Raw genomic sequence first — 19409 nt, forward strand, 5'->3', positions numbered from 1 at the left:
TAGTACTTGCACTCGTCTGCCTTGTACCACTTTTAATATTGATTGACTATATCAAGGCAGGTATAAGAATAGATATCAAGGATGATAATCGAAAAATCCTCCGCCAAATCGTCATGCAAAAATCATATATTTACAGACGTAGCCCCTGTTAACTTAAGACTAAATGCAACTCAAAGCGATCTACTATTATCAGCGATAACATAGCCAAACTTAATACTTATTATAAATAATCACGTAAAGGAATAACTACTATAATGTCAAAACTAATTTATACAAAAACGGATGAAGCCCCAGCACTGGCCACCCTCTCCTTTTTACCTATTGTCAAAGCTTTTGCTAGTACCGCAGGCATCGACGTAGAAACTGCTGACATCTCGTTGGCCGGACGCATCATCGCCTTGTTTCCCGACTTTTTGACCGCAGAGCAGCGCATTCCTAGCGCCTTTCAAGAGCTGCGTGAACTGGTCAAAACGCCCGGCGCTAACGTCATCAAGCTGCCTAATATCAGCGCTTCTATCCCGCAGCTCAAGGCTGCGATCCAAGAGCTACAAGACAAAGGTTATGCCTTGCCTGATTATCCCGATCATCCAGAAACGGACGAAGAAAAAGACGTGCGTATTCGTTATGACAAGGTAAAAGGCAGTGCAGTCAACCCGATTTTGCGCGAAGGTAACTCCGATCGCCGCGCGCCAAAAGCCGTCAAGGCCTATGCTCGACGTCATCCGCACTCTATGGGCGCATGGAGCCCAGACTCTAAGTCGCACGTGGCTACTATGGATCATGGCGACTTTGCTGATACCGAGACCTCGGTAACGGTCGAGCAAGCCACAGACTATCGCATTGAATTCACAAGCAACAAGGGAGAGGTCACTGAGCTAAAAGCGCCAGCGCCGCTACTCGCAGGCGAGGTGATTGATGCAGCAGTGTTAAGACATGACGCTTTAGTGGCGTTTTTGGACGAGCAAGTTAAGGACGCAAAAGCCAAAGAGGTACTGTTCTCTTTGCATCTAAAAGCCACCATGATGAAAGTCTCCGACCCTATTATCTTCGGTGAAGCAGTAAGAGTTTACTTTAAAGATCTATTCAAAAAGTATGGCGATACGTTCAAAGCGCTAGACGTCAATGTCAATAATGGCTTTAGTAACCTGCTTACCAAAATACAAGAGCTACCGGATGATAAGCGTCAAGCTATCGAAGCGGATATTGCCAATATTTATAAGCGCAACCCTGATCTGGCGATGGTGAATTCAGAAAAAGGTATCACCAACTTACATGTGCCTAGCGATGTCATTGTCGATGCCTCCATGGCGGCGATGATTCGCAATTCAGGCAAAATGTGGGGCGCTGATCATGAGCTGCACGATACCAAAGCCGTCATTCCTGATAGTAGCTACGCTTGTGTCTATGATGAGACCATCAAGTTCTGCAAAGAGCACGGCGCTTTTGATCCAGCAACGATGGGCTCCGTGCCGAATGTCGGGTTAATGGCGCAAAAGGCGGAGGAATATGGCTCACATGACAAGACCTTTTTGATTCCATCTGCAGGTAATGTGCAAGTATTAGATGCTGCTGGCAACGTACTCACTGAGCATCAAGTCGAAACAGACGATATCTGGCGGATGAATCAGGTTAAAGACGCACCGATTCAGGACTGGGTGAAGCTCGCCGTCACGCGCGCCCGTGCTAGCAACGTTCCTACGATATTCTGGTTAGATAAAAAACGCCCGCATCATGCTGCCCTTATCAAAAAAGTAGAGCGCTATCTAAAAGACCATGACATTGAGGGCTTAGACATTCGTATCATGCCGGTACGCGAAGCCACGCGCTTTACCTTAGAGCGCCTAAAAGCAGGTAAAGATACCATCTCAGTCACCGGTAACGTGCTGCGCGATTATCTTACCGATCTATTCCCAATTTTGGAGCTAGGCACCAGTGCAAAAATGCTCTCTATCGTACCGCTGATGAATGGCGGCGGTCTGTTTGAGACCGGAGCTGGCGGTTCAGCGCCTAAGCATGTGCAGCAGTTGGTTGAAGAGAACCATCTGCGCTGGGATTCATTAGGCGAGTTTTTAGCGTTGGCGGAATCATTAGAGCACTTAGCGATTCATGAGGACAATGATAAAGCGCAGGTGTTATCCGATACCCTAGATGGCGCAACAGAGAAGCTACTGATGAATAATAAGTCGCCCTCACGCAAAGTCGGTGAGCTTGACAACCGTGGTAGCCACTTTTACTTGGCTCTGTACTGGGCGCAAGAGCTCGCCGCGCAAGATGACAATAGCGAGTTAAAACAGACCTTTACGCCACTTGCCAAAGCTCTTGCTGAGAATGAAGACGCCATCGTCAAAGAGCTCAATGAGGTGCAAGGACACGCTGTTGATATCGGTGGTTATTATCTACTAGACAAAGAACAGGCTAAAAATGTCATGCGCCCAAGCAAACTGCTAAACGACACTATCGCTTCGATACAATAAGGCTAAAATAGGGTTAAGCTTATAACGATGAGCTTAGCCCTAGTCCTTGATGCTCATACTTTCAGCTATTTACGCAAATATTTGCTGATATGGGCTTAAGACGTTTTATTTTAGTCGCATTATGGTAATAAACAGTCGTGTCGCTGTTGTTCTTTGCAGGCTAATGTTAAAATTAGCCTTAAGCTATTCAAAACGAGACTATGTTTAAACTTTGTTTAAACTTCAAACGTTTATCTTGGAACGTTTAAAAGGGACGAACAACTACCGTAGACGACTATTAACTATCTCGTGGCTATCATTTACAAGATTTAAGTACTCCCTTCGATGGTTAGCTTACCCATATTATCACTAGTATCACTTTGATAAATGAACCACTTACCGCGCTACCCGTTTGCAGCTGTCTTTATTTCAATTTGCAAACACCTTTTATTTTTATAAGAATCAAACGCTTAATGACAACCAAAAGGAATAAGAGATTACAATGTCAAAAATTATATATACAAAAACCGATGAAGCCCCAGCGCTAGCCACCCTATCATTTTTGCCTATCGTTGAAGCCTTTACCAAAACCGCAGGCGTCGAAGTAGAGACGAGTGACATCTCCGTTGCTGCGCGTATCTTAGCTGAGTTTCCTGACTATCTTGAAGAGGAGCAGCGTGTTCCTGATAATCTTGCGGAGCTAGGCCGTCTCACGCAAGATCCAAATGCTAATATCATTAAGCTACCAAATATCAGTGCTTCTGTTGGTCAGCTAAAAGGCGCTATCAAAGAGCTACAAGGTAAAGGCTACGCGTTACCTGATTTTCCAGATGAGGCAGAGACAGAGGAGGAAGAAGAGATTCGCCGCCGCTATGGCAAAGCTTTAGGTAGCTCAGTCAACCCTGTACTGCGTGAAGGTAACTCCGATCGCCGCGCGCCAAAAGCGGTCAAAAACTACGCGCGTAAACACCCGCACTCGATGGGCGAATGGAAGCAGTGGTCACAGACGCACGTCTCACACATGCATGGTGGTGATTTCTACGCCGGTGAGCAATCGATGACTTTAGACAAAGCGCGCACTGTACGTATGGAGCGTGTTACTGATGATGGTACGGTTCATGTCTTCAAAAAAGGTCTCGCTTTGCAAGATAAAGAAGTCATTGACCTTATGTTTATGAGTAAAAAGTCTTTGCTTGAGTTTTATGAGCGTGAAATGGAAGACTGCCGCGAAGCTGGTATCTTATTTTCGTTACACGTCAAAGCGACAATGATGAAAGTCTCACATCCAATCGTCTTCGGTCATGCGGTCAGAACGTATTATAAAGACGCTTTTCAAAAACACGGCGCGCTTTTCGATGAGTTAGGCATCAATGTCAATAACGGTATGGCATCACTTTACGAAAAAATCAAAGAGCTGCCAACCTCTCTACAAGAAGAGATTGAGCGTGATTTACATGCCTGCCAAGTGCATCGTCCTCGTCTGGCGATGGTCGACTCTAATAAAGGTATCACTAACTTTCACTCACCTAGCGATGTGATTGTTGACGCGTCTATGCCAGCGATGATCCGCTCAGGCGGTAAGATGTGGGGCGCGGATGGCAAAATGTATGATTGTAAAGCCGTGATGCCTGAATCTACTTTTGCGCGTATCTACCAAGAAATGATCAACTTCTGCAAATGGCATGGCAACTTTGATCCGACCACGATGGGCACCGTTCCTAACGTCGGTCTTATGGCGCAAAAAGCAGAAGAGTACGGCTCGCACGACAAAACCTTTGAAGCCGCCGATTCAGGTACCGCTCGTATTGTTGACGAAGAAACTGATGAGGTGCTCATGGAGCAGTATGTTGAGAAGGGTGATATTTGGCGTATGTGTCAGACCAAAGATGAGCCAATCCAAGACTGGGTTAAGCTTGCCGTGCGCCGCGCACGTGAGTCAAATACACCGGTTGTCTTCTGGTTAGACCCATACCGCCCGCACGAAAACGAGCTGATCAAAAAGGTCAATATGTACCTAAAAGACCATGACACCGATGGTCTACATATCGAGATTATGTCGCAGGTCCGCGCCATGCGTTATACCTTAGAGCGCGTCGCTCGCGGCCTTGATACCATCTCAGCCACTGGTAATATCCTACGCGATTATCTAACTGACTTGTTCCCTATTCTTGAGCTTGGAACGAGTGCTAAGATGCTCTCAGTTGTACCACTCATGAAAGGCGGCGGCTTGTTTGAGACCGGCGCAGGGGGTTCTGCTCCTAAGCACGTGCAGCAGCTGGTTGAAGAAAACCATCTACGCTGGGACTCTTTAGGCGAGTTCTTGGCCTTGACCGAATCCTTGGAGCATTTAGCCAAGAGCGATGATAATGCTAAGGCTCAAGTCCTTGCAGACTCACTAGATAGGGCCACTGAGAAGCTACTAATCAACGACAAATCGCCATCACGCAAAACTGGTGAGCTTGATAACCGTGGTAGCCACTTCTACTTAGCTAAGTACTGGGCTGAGGAGCTTGCAGCGCAAGATCAAGATGCCGACCTCAAAGCTCAGTTTGCACCTCTAGCTGAGCAGCTTGAAAATAATGAGCAAGCGATTGTTGAAGAGATGAATGAAGCGCAAGGCAAACCTGTAGATATCAAAGGCTATTACTTAGCTGATGAAAAACTAGCTGAAGCAGCCATGCGTCCGAGTAAAATCTTTAACGAAGCTATCGCTTCATTATAAATAGTGATTAACAAGTCGCTATAACGCTAGTTGAGCAATATAGAACGCTCAAATGATAGCCGCACCTCAATGGTATAATACTGTTGAGGTGTTTTTTATGGCAAAGATTGATAGTATGACTATCTCTGATCTTTAATTAGGAACGCTCTTCTCATGGCCACCTCAAGCTTAGTGCTCTTTAATAAACCTTATGGCGTTCAAAGTCAGTTTCGTGATGACAGTAATAATAAACATATCAATCTATCGCAGTATTTCACCGATAAGTCATTACGCGTCGCCGGCCGCTTAGATGCCACTTCAGAGGGCTTACTTATTTTGACTCGTGACGGCCGTGTTAATAAAGCCATTACCCAGCCGCCTAGTCAAAAAACTTTTCATCAGAATAAATACAAGCAAGGTAAAACCTATCTGGTGCAAGTTGAAGGGGCTGCAAGCCAAGAGCAGCTTGATGAGTTATCGAACGGCGTCTTGCTAAAAGACGGCATGACGTTGCCTGCAACAGCAAAAATAGTCGCAGAAGACGAGCTGCCTATTGAGCTTTGGCAACGCGATCCGCCGATACGCGAGCGTAAAAAAGTGCCGACTTCTTGGCTGATGCTGACAATTTATGAAGGCAAAAATCGACAAGTCAGGCGAATGACCGCGCACGTGGGCTTACCTTGCTTACGCCTGATCCGCTGGTCGGTTGCCGGTTTTGACTTAGGGACGCTTGCGAGCGGAGAGTTTGTACGGATTCATCTCAATGCTGAGCGCTGTCAGCATTTAGGGATTACTGACTAGCAGACCGTGATCTGGTTGAGTACATTGCCATTGTCACCTAAGCTACTAGCCATTATCGCTCAAGCTACGATAAGCGCTTTAATAATATTAAATAGCCCTCTCAAACGCTCTAGATTTATCTGCTAAATCTGCTAGTATTTAACTACCATTTTTGTGGTTACGTTTGTTCCCGCCGGCTTATGTTAAGGACTACTATGATACTGTCATCGCGTTTTACCGCTTCTCTCATTAGCGTTGTGGTAGGGCTTGCCCTAAGCGCTTGTCAGCCGGCCTCTGACCCTAGCGATATGCCAACAGAGACCACAGATACTCCTGACACCTCTGTCGTCACGCAAGACACAGCAGCGCAAGCAGAGACGGATGAAGCAGTAGTCGCGGATGAAACAGATGAGAGTGTAATCGATAGTGCGCCGATGATGGAGGACTATACCAAAGCGCTGACTAGAATGAATAATGAGGTCAACATTGGTATGGTTTATAACGATCCAGATACCGCGTTTGCCAAAAGCATACTCGCTTTGCATCGCGGCGCTGTCAATATGGCGCAGCTACAGCTCAAATATGGAACAGACAACGCGCTTTTGCTACTGGCTCAAGAGATTATCGACTCTCAGCAGCAAAGGATCGACATCAGTAATAAGTGGCTAGCCAGCCATCCTGATATTCCTAATCCTAAGCCTAATACTGAAGCTATGCAGCTCGACTATGCAGATATCGTGGCTTCTATGAACTACAACATCAGAATGGGTACCGAGTCTGTTGTCGCCGATTTAGCTTTTGCCCGCGGGATGCTGGCTCATCAGCGAGCCGTATTGCAGCTCGCCAAAGTAGAGCTGAGATATGGTACTGATGTAGAGATGCGCCGACTGGCGGTACAGATCACTAGAGATCAGCCGCGTATTATACAAGTATTAGAAGACTGGCTTGCCAACAATGCTCCAGCACCATCTCCAGAAGCAGAAGCAGAAGCAGAAGCAGAAGCAGAAGCAGAAGCAGAAGCAGAAGAGAGTATAGAGCTAGAAGAAGATGGCGATACTATTAAACGCGACGAGCCAGCATAACAAGTAAAGATAACAAGAGCACTGGTAAGCAGGCAGCGGTTAGCTACTCATGTATAATGCTATGAGTTACTAGCGTAGCGACACTAAAACCGTAACGCTAAAAACCTCCAGATCGACGATAAGACTTTTACTCATGGTAAAAGTCTTATTCATTATTAAGGCTTAAAAACGATTAGTCCGATAAAACATCCAGCCAAGCCGAAGCTGTCTTGTCAACTTCTTGTTCAGCACTATCGGCACTGACTAGCGTTAAACTTATCTTATGCGGAAACACTTGTTGACCTTGTGTTTGTTGACTCGAAGTAGCAGTAGTGGCAGTATCGGCGCTTTGTTTTGGCAGTACCGTCATTGTCATAAGCTCGTCACGGCGGAACAAATGACAGCTTACCGGTTGGTTAAGAGGACTAAATACTGCTAATTGCTTACGGGTAGCCTTAATACCGTCAATAGCGACGATGATATCATTGGCTGAGATACCAGCCGTTGCCGCTATGCTACCGCGCTGCACGCGATTCACTTTTAGCCCCGTAGCCGTCTCGCTACAGCGCATACCCCAAGGGATGTTTTTATCCGCCGTTTCTACCTCGTTTTCATGCCAGCCGATACCATTAGCACGCAGCAGCGACTCAATAGGCAGCTCTTCCACTCCATTGATATAGCGCTGCTCAAAATCCTGCCACTGCGCCTTTGGCATAAACTCGCTAATCACTGCTCCCATATCGGCGCTACTGATACCGATACGCTGCTTGTCGTTTTGCTTAGCCCGCGCATAAAAGGCTTTAACCACATCGAATAAGCGATAACGGCCATTGGTGCTTTGTAGCAGCGTTAGATCCAAACACAGCGCCACTAAAGCGCCTTTATTATAGTAGCTGATACCTGCATTACCGGTATTTTCATCGCTACGATAGAGCTTAATCCAAGCATCGAAGCTCGATTCGGCGACGCTTTGATTGGCGCGGCCGTCGGTTTGATAGTAGCGGTTGATCTGCTCCGCCAATAGTTTTAAATAACTGGGCTTATCGATGACGCCTGAAGCTTGTAGCATAAAATCGTCAATATAAGAGGTAAAACCCTCAAACACCCAAAGCAGGGGGGTGAAAGCTTCACGGCGTAAATCCACCTCCATCATCACATCAGGGCGCACGGTCTTCACCCACCACGCATGAAAATACTCGTGGCTACATAGTCCCAAAAAGCGCTGATAATCAGGGCTTGGCAATACTGGCTCATCACCACTTGGCAGATCGTTACGCGGCGTAATTAAGCTCGTGGAATTAATATGCTCAAGGCCGCCATAATCTTGACCGCTAGCATATGTCATAAAGGTATAATCACTAAAGGGCGCGTCCCCTAACCAGTCCAGATAAGTCTGACAAATCTGGGTGACATCATGTTGCAAACGCCCCATATTGGCATTATGTCTGCCTGAGAGATAAAAGCTATGCGGCAAGGTTTGATGCTCATTGTCTTGAATAATAAAATCAAAGGACTGCTGCAGCGCAATCTCAAACGGATGATCAATCAGCTGATAATAGTCATCTGCCTGCAGACCGTAGCCATGATGATGATCTAGCTGCAAATGGCTCGCTTTGAGGCCACAAGCTAATTTGACATCATCCTCACTTTTATCTGCTAAAAAAGTAGCGGGTACTAATAGATTCACTTGTACAGGATAGTGCTCTTGCCCTGTCACAGCTAGCGATAGCGAGGTAAAATTACCATAGAGGCGCTGCTGATCGACATAAGCGGTACGTACGGACAAGTCATAGCAGTAGACTTCATATTGTACTTTTATCGCCTGCCCTGTCATTGCCTTCGGTAGCTGCCAGCTGTGCTTATCTGTTTTTTGCGCGCGGTAAGCGCTAGCTGGTTCAGCTGCTACTATCTCATAATGGACCGCAGTAATATTACGCGCAAACTCGCGCATCAAATAACTACCCGGAATCCATGCTGGCAGCCACAGCTCAGGGCAATCCGTAGTCGCTGTAAAGTTAAGAGTCACATCGACTAAGTGCTCATTAAAACGGGAAAAATCTAGACTGTAGCTAATGGTAGCGGTATGATCACTTGCAGTCGTGTTGTTATTGTCCAAGCTTTTGAAGGGATTAAAAGTAGTCACGGTCATTATCTCTGCTTATTATCTTGATAGTATTTATCATTATGGTAGAAGTCCTTGCACAAAAACGCAACGGCTAAAGCGTATGCTGGCGCTAGCAATAGTATAAATTGAGAGTAGTACAGACTATAAATCCCATGAATATACGATAAATCCGCTTTTTTTGTGTTTTATACCTTGAAAGTTATCAAAACCATCTCAATTAAAGAGGCTAACTGCTACAGTTACTCTAATTAATAGTGAAATTAACAGTTTCTATTTAACAGTTACCTTAATAAACTGATGATAATTGATTATTGATATGGCTCTTTAGCTGATCGACCTTTTTAGGTTTATTACCTCCAAATTTAATTTTATAACGATATTCAATTTAGGATAATTTATGACTACTATCGCAAAAGATACTGCCGTCAAATTCAACTATACGCTAAAAGACGATGAAGGTAACATCCTTGATCAGTCGCCAGAAGGTCAGCCTCTTGCTTATCTTCATGGTCATAGCAACATCATTCCAGGCCTTGAGCAGCAACTAGAAGGCAAATCTGCTGGCGAAAAAGTCAATGCAGTGGTTGAGCCTGCTGATGGCTACGGCGAATACCAAGAGCAAGCAGTACAAAAGGTACCTCGTGATAACTTCCAAGGCGTTGATGATATCCAGCCTGGTATGCAGTTTCAGTCAGAAGCTGGCGGCCAAGTCATGCTAGTGACAGTAACTGATGTCAACGATCAAGAAGTGACTGTTGATGCTAACCACCCTCTAGCGGGTAAGCGTTTGACTTTTGATGTTGAGATTCAAGAAGTACGCGCAGCGACCGAAGACGAGCTAAACCACGGCCATGTCCACGGTGCAGGCGGCGTTGAGCACTAATCTGCTATCAGATTTTTATCGCTGAGTTGTTTTATCACTCAGTCATAAAGCGTAAGAGCCAGTAGCTAATAGCTACTGGCTCTTTTTCGTTGTAGAGCTTATTCAAGGTTTTTTTATTTAAACGTAAAAAGACCGCATAGTGACAAGCACTATGCGGTCTTTATTACTTAACATCCTTGTTAATATAGCGAGCGTCATATCTAATCCCGAGATATGTCGCTACTTAGGCTTAAAGCCCTATCTTCCTTGATCAGCAGTCCATCCCTGACGCAATTCATAAACCATCTATCTTATAACACCAATCCCTAGTGTAAATAAACAGTATCAATAAACTGTGCAGTGACACTATAATCGCAAATTAGACGATGATAAGTAAGACGTCTAAGCGTCAACGTATGTAAGCATATGCTTACAGACTATAGATGAGCTTATAATTCCTCCGCAGGACTCGCAATCATAGTAGGCTCAGCGTCTAGCATGAGACGCGCTGCTTCAAAGATATACACTTCGTCTTCTGGCAGCTCTGGACGCTCGCTCTCCTTCATTTTACTACGCTCTTCAAACTTAGCATCCATCGCAGCTTGATAGGTGTTCCAGTTGGCATAAGGGCTAGAGCCTGTAGCGATTCGTCTTCTATTCTCAGCCTCTAAAGAGCGCTGCTCGATCAGCTTCATTTTGGCGCGGCGCTTATTGATATCTAAGGCGATAGGTTTTTTCTCGTCATCCATATCTCGAATGTCATTGAGCGTAGATAAGTAGACAAACTGCGGATTTTGTTCTTGACGAATTTTAGACTGCTGATTTAAGGTCTTGAGCATATCAGTGCTAAACTTGCCTTCAGGTTTATAAGCAGCAGTCTTGATAGTATCCCATGGCAGCGCATTCTTTTGCGCGCGCTCACCAAAGGTGGCATCATCGTAGATATTAACAAGCTCTACATCTGGTACTACGCCTTTATTCTGCGTACTACCGCCGGTAATGCGATAAAACTTACGCTGAGTCAAAGTTGCTGACCCCAACGCTAGACTGTCTAATTGAATCTGCGCTGAGCCCTTACCAGTCGTTGTGCTACCCACGACCAAACCGCGACCGTAATCTTGAATCGCTGCGGCAAAGATTTCACTAGCTGAGGCGGAAGCTAAGTTGGTAATCACGACTAGCTTGCCATCATAGAGCTGCTTGCCACCATCATCGTCGCGATAGACTTGAATATTACCACGGTTATCCCTGATCTGGACTAAAGGACCACTCTTGATAAATAAGCCAAGCATTTTAGCTACTTCGTCTAAAGAGCCGCCTGGATCATTACGTAAGTCAATCACTAAGCCGTCGATGTTTTGCTTATTAAGCTCCTTGATAGCATTTTCAGTATCTAAGCTGACGCTGCGGTAGTCCTCGCCATTGCGGCGCGCTCTATAGTTTAAATAAAAGCTCGGTATCTCTAGCACACCAATACGTTTTAAGGTGCTATCGCCATCCTCTGCGTCACTTGCGTGCGGTACCTCAACGATGCGATGGTTCACGCCCGACTCTTCTTGTTCGATGATATCGCGTACTACCGTAACCGTGCGAGCGCTGGCATCAGGGGCGTTTGGCTGACGCAGCTTTATGGTAACTGGTGTACCGCGCTTGCCGCGAATGAGGCTAACAATCTCACGAGTGGACCAACCGACCACATCAGTCATGGTCTTGCCGTCTTTAGCGATAGCGATAATCAAGTCGTTTGGCTTGATTTGTCCTGTCTTGGCAGCAGGACCGCCATCGACTAGTGTGACAATACGAGTATAGTTTGGGTTTTTGCGATCAGGGCGAATAGAGACACCGATACCTTCTAGTTGCAGGCTCGATTGAATTTGCATCTCATTGGCTTGAATTGGCGCATAGTAGTTGCTATGCGGATCATAAGTGAGCATCGCGGTATTTAAGATCGTCTCCATAATCTCATCATCTTTGAGACGCTCCATCTGCCCTTGCTGTCTGGATAAACGATTGAGTAAGATCTCATTTGGCGTGCGCTGATCATTACGAACCAGATCTTGACCCAAAGTGATATCAGGATCATCCAAAAAGACTTTTTCTTTGGCCTTTTCGCTCTCTTGACCCAAAGTAATACTCATCAGCTGAAATTTTAGCTGACGCGCCCAGTAATCGCGCTGCGCTTTTTTACTTGTGAAATGAGGCAGCTCTTCACGGTCGAGAATAATCGTCTCATCACTGGTCAAATCGATATCTGTTTTGAGCATTTTTTTTGCCATCTCAAAATACTCATTGGAGCGTTTGCGGTAGCGCTCAAAGACATCGACACCAGCAGATAGATCTCCGCGCTTGAGCCTGTTACCGAAGTCATCGGCATATTTTTTCTTAAACTCATCCACATCCGCTTGCAAAAATAGCGTATGGTTTGGGTCTAAGCTGTCGATATACATATCTAAGATATCGCTACCCATCTGAGTATCGAGCGGCTGATTCAGATAGTGACTACGATCTAATAAGGCGGCTACTTGCCTAGTGGTAATTTTTTGCTCAGGGGTTTGTACAAAGCTTCCTGTATCCGTGTTTGCCACTGCGGTGCCGTAGCTTTGCGTCATGATAGCGCCGACCACGCCAATTGAAGCAATACTTAATAACCATTGTGCGGGTTGTTTTTTCATTATATCTACCTAGTTGTCTTAGAGAGTATCTGAAGAGCTGTATAGTGAAAGTATAAAGAGCTGTCCATTTTGTATCGATGCTTTATGATAATGGTGTTTTATGGCTATTTTGCATAGCACTTTTTCGATAGCCATCTATGAACAGCAATGCTAGCGAGTCGCCTATTGCAATGACTAGCAGCTGACAGCCCAGCGACCACCACCATCAGTTTATTATTAAAAATCAATCAATATTATCACGATTTATTGACCTGCGCTGTCTCAATCTGTATGAGCAAACTTTCTGTTATATTTATGCGCTCATTCATAAGCATTGTAGTGACAATAACTGAGTGGTTAAATTATAACTGCAGAGTAATTACTGGCATAATGGTCTCACAGTTAACTTTTACACTTATCTATAGAGCTTCATATATCAAGTAGCCTATATCACTTCAACCTAAAAGCGTAGTCATTACATTCAGCATAAGCTTGAAAGGACTGAGCTTAGAGTAATTGAGGATGATCGATATAGCGATGAACACTATTTTGTAGAGCAAATTTGGAGAGCAAACCATGTATGGCGTAATAATGACGGATGTTGGCGGTAGTACCTTAACGGCTGATGATGTCAGCTTGATTGAACAAGCTCAGGTAGGCGGGATTATTTTGTTTGCTCGTAACGTCGTCGATGCGGCGCAAGTACGGCAGCTATGTGATGATATTCGCTATTATAATCCTGATATCTTAATCGGTGTTGATCAAGAAGGTGGCCGAGTCGCACGGCTGCGTGATGGCTTTACACCGCTGCCCGCAATGGGAAGGCTGGGCGAATTATTTGATCAAAACCCTAGTGAGGCGCTCAGCTGCGCCTATGATTGTGGCTACTTGATGGCTGCTGAAGTGCTAGCCGTCGGTATCGATTTGAGCTTTGCCCCGGTGTTAGATACCAATAGCGTGAGTGAGGTTATTGGAGATCGCAGCTTTCATAGAGACCCACAAGTGATCACGGCTTTAGCGACTCAGTTTATGCGCGGAATGCGCGCAGCCGGTATGGCAACGACTGGTAAGCACTTCCCAGGTCACGGCGGCGTTGCCCCAGACTCACACGTTGCTGAAGCTATCGATACGCGCGCGCTTGATGAGATTATGGGTCATGATATGCAGCCTTTTGCCCAGACGCTACCTTGGCTCGATGCGTTGATGCCAGCACATGTGATCTTCTCGCAGGTGGATAATAAACCTGCAGGGTTTTCTAAGGTTTGGTTAAAAGACATCATTCGCGATCAGCTGCAGTTCGATGGCGTGTTATTCTCCGATGACTTATCGATGGCAGGCGCGCAGGCTGCAGGTGATGTCAGCGACCGAGTACACGCCGCGATCCATGCTGGCTGCGATATTGCCTTGGTCTGTAATGACCGAGTAGCCGCGCACGAAGCGGCAGAAGCGGCACAAGACTTGCCCTACCCTGACCAGCAGCGCATTAAAACAATGCGCGGTCAAATTCCGGAATGGCGCGGCGACCTCACTTCTACTTGTCAGCAGTTTGAGCATTGGCAACAAGCGCGGCACCGTGTTATACAGACCTTTTTTAATATGCAGACAGCAAACTCAGATGGTAATCAGGTGCAAAATAGCCATACTTTAGACCACTCCGATGACCTAAGCGATCTAAAAGATCCTACTGATTATAAATAACCTTGTGGCTGAGTGCCTAATAGACCGTCCGTTCTAAATAAAAAAAACCGCTCCTAATTAAAGGGGCGGTTCTTTTATTATTATCAAAATAAGACGTATCTATTAATTCGTTGGATCTAAATCAGTTCCCTGACTTGGATCATCACTATCAGGTAAGATATCATCATTATTATTATCTAATGGATTTAGATCTGGATCCGCCAGTGTACCATCAGCATCTAACATACGATCATCACCATCTGGTAATACATCATCATTGTTATTATCAAGTGGGTTTAGATCTGGATCTGGCATATTCATATCGGCATCTATATCATTATTCATGTCGATATCACCTTCATTACCGGCGGTCAAAGAGATACCATTATTATCCTCTGTTGCCATGCTTTCGTCATATACCGTAAATTCGATACGACGGTTACGGAAACGACCTTGTTCAGTAGCATTAGTTGCTACCGGATCCGTCTCACCCATACCTTTGGTTGAAAGCTTACTTGCATCGACGCCTTTAGAAACTAAGTACTCTTTTACAGCATTGGCGCGCTCTTGCGATAGCTCCATATTGTAAGCGTTAGAAGCGAGTTTATCTGTATGTCCAATGATCATCAGCTCCACATCTGGGGTGTTTGTAATCAATTGAGCAGCGCGGTCAAGATACGGCTTATTGGCATCAGGGATGATCGCTTTATCAAGCTCAAAGTTAATAACTTGCAGGCTTAAAGCGCGAGCGACATCTCTTGGATCTGGGTTTTCACCTAGATTATTCATCGCAGTATCAGTAGCGACTAAGCTATCATCAATCTCGCCTTGCAGATCTAGCGGACCTTCGGCGCTCACTGTCATACCAGGCGCAGCAGCTTGCAAATCATTCACTAATTGATCAAGTACCCCTTCATCTGCGGCGTTCACGATAATCTCGTCACCTTTGATGACCATATTGGCATCTGGTACGCTTTGGAAAATAGGCAATATCGAAGACAATTGCGCAGCGGCTGGCATATCAGCGGCAAAGCTATCATCAACATCAGCGCGGCACTTGTCAGCCTCAGCGCCAAAGGTATTAGATAGCGCATTCATAACATTCGTCTGTAGCGCTTCGTCACCTACATTCATGCGGCAAGCATATAAAGTGTTTGCTTCACCAGTAGATAACGTTAGTGAAGCTGGCTCAATATCAGCGGCTACAACGGTTTGCTCATCAGTTGCCACCTCTTCAGTCGCCACTGGCGTCGCTACTGGAGCTGGGTCTTCTTGACACCCTCTGAGTAGCGCCCAAGCTAGAGCACCTAGAATAATCAAACCTATGATAGGCAGTAGCGCTTTCATAAAGCTACCGCTCTTTTCTTCTTCACGAACCAATGGCGCAGTACTTGTGGTATTAGAGATACGCTCACCGGCCGGCGCACTAGCGACCATACCTGCCGGAACGACACCTGCCGCCCACGCTGGAATATGATGCTGATAATTTGACAAATTATCATTCAAAAACTGTGGTACAGGCGTATTACCAGCTAAGCTTTTGATTTCATGAAAGGCGAGCGGTGCCGCCATAGCGACTAGGCCACGAGACGCTGTTGCGTCAACGTTATGCTGACTTGCAAGCTCACGAGAGATTTGGTCACGGTGACTACCATCCGTCCATACTCTATCGTAAAAGCCTTGATCGTCTTGAGCGATGTTTTCATTAGCAAAACGCCCATAAGTGTCTTTATCCGCTAGACGCGCGGCAAAGATGGCGTAAAACTGCTCTAATAAGTTTCTCTTCGCAGGGTTGTTGTCATCCCCAAGTACTGCAGGAGTGACCGTGCGGGTTAAATGACTGATAATATCCATAAGAAGCTCTCTCCAATTATTATGATCTCATTTATAAAAATTATATGATTTGACTTATCTTTAATGAACTAATCTCTATTAAGCCAACTGTCCTTAAAATTTATCGTATTACTGTTTCGCACATCGTTGATGTTTTAATCTTAGACATTCTTAATCTTAGTAGTTCGATTAACGATATAGAACATGACGATATGGCTATTGAGTTTTACTAAAGACAGTATAGGAGTAGGCGCCTAAATATCACAATAAATGCGCTGTTGTACAAATGATACATTAAGTAATGTTTCAAGTATGACGCGTAACTTTGGTGACTATTTAGCTGGATTATTTTACATTGTAACGATTAAAATAAGCCTCAATATCAGTTAGAACCAATATCTGTCTCAACTCGAGACTCATTATCTAAGCGCTCAGCGACGATAATGCTGTTAGCCAGGTCGTCCACTTCTGCTGCAGACATGCCACCTATCGCTTGAGTATTGACTACAGGTCTGGGTGGTAAGTTATTATTTTGATTAGAATTAATACCCGTATAAGTACTATTGCTTGCGTTCTTGTTGCTGCTGACAGTGCTATTGATATTGTTCGCGTCATCAGGGATAAGGTTAGTATTATCATTATTTGAGCTATTACTGTCATTGACTACAGATGGAGTATTGTAGCTATCATTGTCCTGCGCTTCGTTTTGCCACTCAGCATTGTTCGCGAATAATGTCCCTTCCTCGCCTGCTGTTACTGGGTTCTCTACCGCGTTAAAGTCGGCATTAGTCGTGATGTTAGCCTTCGGTGCTAAAGCGCGCATATCGGTGAGCAGACGCTGTGATAAGCGATTATCAGGCGACTCTATGGTGATGATGTCGTTTTGTAGCTGTAATCGCGCAAATGGCGCCGACTTCAGCAAGGTAAAAAGACTCGGTAGCAGCTCTATATCAACGGCAGTCAGGCTATCTGCAACACTTGGTTGTCGCTGTAATTCACAAATACTCGCTTGCTCGCCAAAGCTTCTCACTAGCGCTTGACTCAGCGCTTCTTGTAGCGCCGCACTGCCAGCGACACCCTTACAAGTATACAGCTGACCACTATTATCAACAGCAATCAGTAGCTCGGCTGGCGTCAATGGCGCAGCGACGGTTTCAGTGACTGTCTCATTAACTGTATCAGTAACTGCCGCCTCCGGCTCTACGCTTATTGACTCATCTGTACTGGCTGAGCTGATATAATTTGGCTGAATTACCAACACCCACATGAGTGCCAAAGCTGCTATCGCAGCGACTAATAACAGCAAACGCCATAATAAATCACGTCTGTTATTACGCTTATGAGTCTGCGTAAATTGACTGATGTTATGACTATGAGCGCTGTTATCGATCGCTATAGACGGTGGTACGCTGCTTGCCTCACTAGGGTCTCCTGTAGCCGTTGCAGCTATTGTAGATGCAGGCTTGCTAGATTCTATCGTTGTAGTAGCGACTTTATCAGAGTTTGACTCACTACTAACGCTGTTAGAGTCCGAGCTCCAACCTAAATTAGAATCCAAAATCGAATCAGAGTCACTATCTGCCCTCTCCTCTAGCAATACTGACTCTGCCCAAACTGGCAAATAATGACGAATCTCTACCTGCCGCTGCTGCAGAAACGCCGGTAAATACTGACCATCAGCTAATATTTTGAGCTCATGGTAAGACAAAACGCTCGCACTTGTGATCAGTGCTATCGTGGCACTCTCATCAAGATGATGGGTCGCAGCTAATTGGTCGATAATAAGCTTGCGCTGGTCTGGGTCTTGCCATAGCTCATGGAATAAAGAGCTCGCTGCTGTATCGGCTGTCGATAACTCAGTGGTTGTCAAGGCTACTGGAGTTGGCAGCTCAGTCGCTTGTAGCAGCTGGGTATAAACCTGCGGTTGAGCCAGACGCGCAATCAGTAGTGCATAAAACTGCTCTAATAAGCTGATATGAGCAATGTTTTGCTCTGCTCCTAATAAGGGCAAACTGACACTTTGCTCAAGCTGTTCGATAATAGTCATAAGTCATCTTTACTAAGGTTAAAAAAGAGTGATAGAAGTTTAATTTAGGAACCACTAGGTATCGTTACTAGGTAACATTACTAGGTCATCACAATACTATTATTATGTGCCGCGCTTATAAAACATAATTTGTATAGCTATGTAAATTCATCTGACAGGTAATTGTGATTTATCGTCAAAGACCTTAAGATGAGGTATATATAAGCGATAGCTAGTACGAACATAAAAAATTAAAAACTTTAAGAAAACGTTACTGCGCTTTTATAGTCAATGAAGAGTTTTTTATATGGTGACGACTATATACTTTGTGATATAACTTATGCTGCCCAGCCTGAACAAGCAGATGCCTGTCATTACTATTCAATCATTATTAAAGCATAATTTTTGGCCTCTATTCGTTTTTTGCTGAGCCATTTTGGTATTGATTTTAGTGTCATCTATTTGCCACTTATTTATATTTTTATCCATCAGGCGTTGCCTAAGGATTGTCTTTTGCTAAATCATACCACTCTTATTATCATCGTTACGGTCATTGTCAGCTTGTTAGCTTGGCAAAATAAAGCCCTATTTAATCGGCTTATTTTTTATCCGCCAGCGATCACTGATGGTCAATGGGACCGTTTTGTCACTCATGGTTTCATTCATGCAGATAGCATGCATTTGCTGTTTAACATGTTTACCTTGTACTTTTTTGGGCGTGCCATTGAGGGCTTATATCAACCTTTTTTAGGCGGCTTTGGGTTTATCGCTTTTTATATCTTGGCTATCATAGTGGCGATGGTACCAAGCTACCTGAAGAATAAAAATAGTGCCAGTTATTTGAGCTTAGGAGCTTCGGGCGGGGTGTCAGCGGTGCTGTTTGCCTATATTTTATTAGCGCCATGGGATATGATTTATTTGTTTGCCATCGTCCCTATCCCTGCTATTTTGTTTGCTGTGGCTTATGTGGCGTATAGCATTTATGCCAACAAGCGCGGCGGCTCTAATATTAATCACATGGCACACATGTGGGGCGGCGCTTTTGGGGTGGTTGCGACTATTATCTTAGAGCCGCGGATACTACCTCACTTTATAAACGCTCTTCTCTCGCCTGGGTTTTAGAGTGGATCACTTTTACACACTTTATAGTAGTAGACGTTTTTAGTTGAGTCTTATACAGATTAGATAAGTTAGGGCGTGTTGAACATTCACAAATAGGCACTGCTGATCGCTAAAATTG

The 19409-nt window shown here is 45.0% G+C and carries 11 protein-coding genes; 7 read left to right on the forward strand and 4 right to left on the reverse strand.

What is annotated here, in order from left to right:
- Nucleotides 1-254: 254 nt before the first annotated feature.
- The 4 genes from I3248_RS00710 to I3248_RS00725 all read left to right on the forward strand — a co-directional run bounded on the left by I3248_RS00710 (nucleotide 255) and on the right by I3248_RS00725 (nucleotide 7016).
- Nucleotides 255-2474 carry an NADP-dependent isocitrate dehydrogenase gene (locus tag I3248_RS00710; protein WP_238062182.1) on the forward strand — a complete coding sequence of 740 codons (2220 nt, stop codon included), beginning with the start codon at nucleotides 255-257 and terminating at the stop codon, nucleotides 2472-2474.
- Nucleotides 2475-2955: 481 nt separating this feature from the next.
- On the forward strand, nucleotides 2956-5175 hold the full coding sequence (locus I3248_RS00715; protein WP_238062183.1) for an NADP-dependent isocitrate dehydrogenase: 2220 nt from the start codon (nucleotides 2956-2958) through the stop codon (nucleotides 5173-5175).
- A 153-nt stretch (nucleotides 5176-5328) separates the two neighbouring features.
- The gene (locus tag I3248_RS00720; protein ID WP_238062184.1) at nucleotides 5329-5955 is read left to right on the forward strand and encodes a pseudouridine synthase; all 627 of its coding nucleotides are present in this window, start codon (nucleotides 5329-5331) and stop codon (nucleotides 5953-5955) included.
- 194 nt (nucleotides 5956-6149) lie between these two features.
- Complete coding sequence (locus I3248_RS00725; protein ID WP_238062185.1) at nucleotides 6150-7016, forward strand: DUF305 domain-containing protein; 867 nt, start codon at nucleotides 6150-6152, stop codon at nucleotides 7014-7016.
- Nucleotides 7017-7188: 172 nt separating this feature from the next.
- Here the strand turns inward: I3248_RS00725 and I3248_RS00730 are convergent, their stop codons facing one another.
- Nucleotides 7189-9144: a PDZ domain-containing protein gene (locus tag I3248_RS00730; RefSeq protein WP_238062186.1), complete on the reverse strand. Its 1956-nt coding sequence runs from the start codon at nucleotides 9142-9144 to the stop codon at nucleotides 7189-7191.
- 373 nt (nucleotides 9145-9517) lie between these two features.
- Here I3248_RS00730 and I3248_RS00735 point away from each other — a divergent pair, with 373 nt between their 5' ends.
- Nucleotides 9518-10003 carry a peptidylprolyl isomerase gene (locus I3248_RS00735; RefSeq protein WP_025646448.1) on the forward strand — a complete coding sequence of 162 codons (486 nt, stop codon included), beginning with the start codon at nucleotides 9518-9520 and terminating at the stop codon, nucleotides 10001-10003.
- A 428-nt stretch (nucleotides 10004-10431) separates the two neighbouring features.
- Here the strand turns inward: I3248_RS00735 and I3248_RS00740 are convergent, their stop codons facing one another.
- The gene (locus tag I3248_RS00740) at nucleotides 10432-12654 is read right to left on the reverse strand and encodes a carboxy terminal-processing peptidase (protein ID WP_238062187.1); all 2223 of its coding nucleotides are present in this window, start codon (nucleotides 12652-12654) and stop codon (nucleotides 10432-10434) included.
- A 555-nt stretch (nucleotides 12655-13209) separates the two neighbouring features.
- Between I3248_RS00740 and nagZ the strand changes: the two genes are divergently transcribed.
- A complete protein-coding gene (gene nagZ / locus I3248_RS00745; protein ID WP_238062188.1) occupies nucleotides 13210-14331 on the forward strand; it encodes a beta-N-acetylhexosaminidase in 1122 nt (373 codons plus the stop codon).
- Between the two features lie 102 nt (nucleotides 14332-14433).
- On the opposite strand, the gene I3248_RS00750 is transcribed toward nagZ, so the two are convergent.
- Nucleotides 14434-16164: an OmpA family protein gene (locus I3248_RS00750; RefSeq protein ID WP_238062189.1), complete on the reverse strand. Its 1731-nt coding sequence runs from the start codon at nucleotides 16162-16164 to the stop codon at nucleotides 14434-14436.
- Between the two features lie 361 nt (nucleotides 16165-16525).
- A complete protein-coding gene (locus I3248_RS00755; protein ID WP_238062190.1) occupies nucleotides 16526-18190 on the reverse strand; it encodes a hypothetical protein in 1665 nt (554 codons plus the stop codon).
- Nucleotides 18191-18682: 492 nt separating this feature from the next.
- Here I3248_RS00755 and I3248_RS00760 point away from each other — a divergent pair, with 492 nt between their 5' ends.
- Nucleotides 18683-19291 (forward strand): rhomboid family intramembrane serine protease, encoded by a 609-nt coding sequence (locus I3248_RS00760; protein WP_238062191.1) that lies wholly within the window; start codon nucleotides 18683-18685, stop codon nucleotides 19289-19291.
- The last annotated feature ends 118 nt before the right edge of the window (nucleotides 19292-19409 follow it).

The sequence above is a fragment of the Psychrobacter sp. Ps3 genome (assembly GCF_022129275.1).
In the GTDB taxonomy this organism is placed as follows: domain Bacteria; phylum Pseudomonadota; class Gammaproteobacteria; order Pseudomonadales; family Moraxellaceae; genus Psychrobacter; species Psychrobacter submarinus.

What these genes read in the sequence shown, in the direction of transcription:
- I3248_RS00735 (WP_025646448.1), top strand. Translation starts at nt 9,518, where the DNA reads ATGACTACTATCGCAAAAGATACTGCCGTCAAATTCAACTATACGCTA.
- I3248_RS00755 (WP_238062190.1), bottom strand. Translation starts at nt 18,190, where the DNA reads ATGACTATTATCGAACAGCTTGAGCAAAGTGTCAGTTTGCCCTTATTA.
- I3248_RS00730 (WP_238062186.1), bottom strand. Translation starts at nt 9,144, where the DNA reads ATGACCGTGACTACTTTTAATCCCTTCAAAAGCTTGGACAATAACAAC.
- I3248_RS00720 (WP_238062184.1), top strand. Translation starts at nt 5,329, where the DNA reads ATGGCCACCTCAAGCTTAGTGCTCTTTAATAAACCTTATGGCGTTCAA.
- nagZ (WP_238062188.1), top strand. Translation starts at nt 13,210, where the DNA reads ATGTATGGCGTAATAATGACGGATGTTGGCGGTAGTACCTTAACGGCT.
- I3248_RS00750 (WP_238062189.1), bottom strand. Translation starts at nt 16,164, where the DNA reads ATGGATATTATCAGTCATTTAACCCGCACGGTCACTCCTGCAGTACTT.
- I3248_RS00725 (WP_238062185.1), top strand. Translation starts at nt 6,150, where the DNA reads ATGATACTGTCATCGCGTTTTACCGCTTCTCTCATTAGCGTTGTGGTA.
- I3248_RS00710 (WP_238062182.1), top strand. Translation starts at nt 255, where the DNA reads ATGTCAAAACTAATTTATACAAAAACGGATGAAGCCCCAGCACTGGCC.
- I3248_RS00740 (WP_238062187.1), bottom strand. Translation starts at nt 12,654, where the DNA reads ATGAAAAAACAACCCGCACAATGGTTATTAAGTATTGCTTCAATTGGC.
- I3248_RS00715 (WP_238062183.1), top strand. Translation starts at nt 2,956, where the DNA reads ATGTCAAAAATTATATATACAAAAACCGATGAAGCCCCAGCGCTAGCC.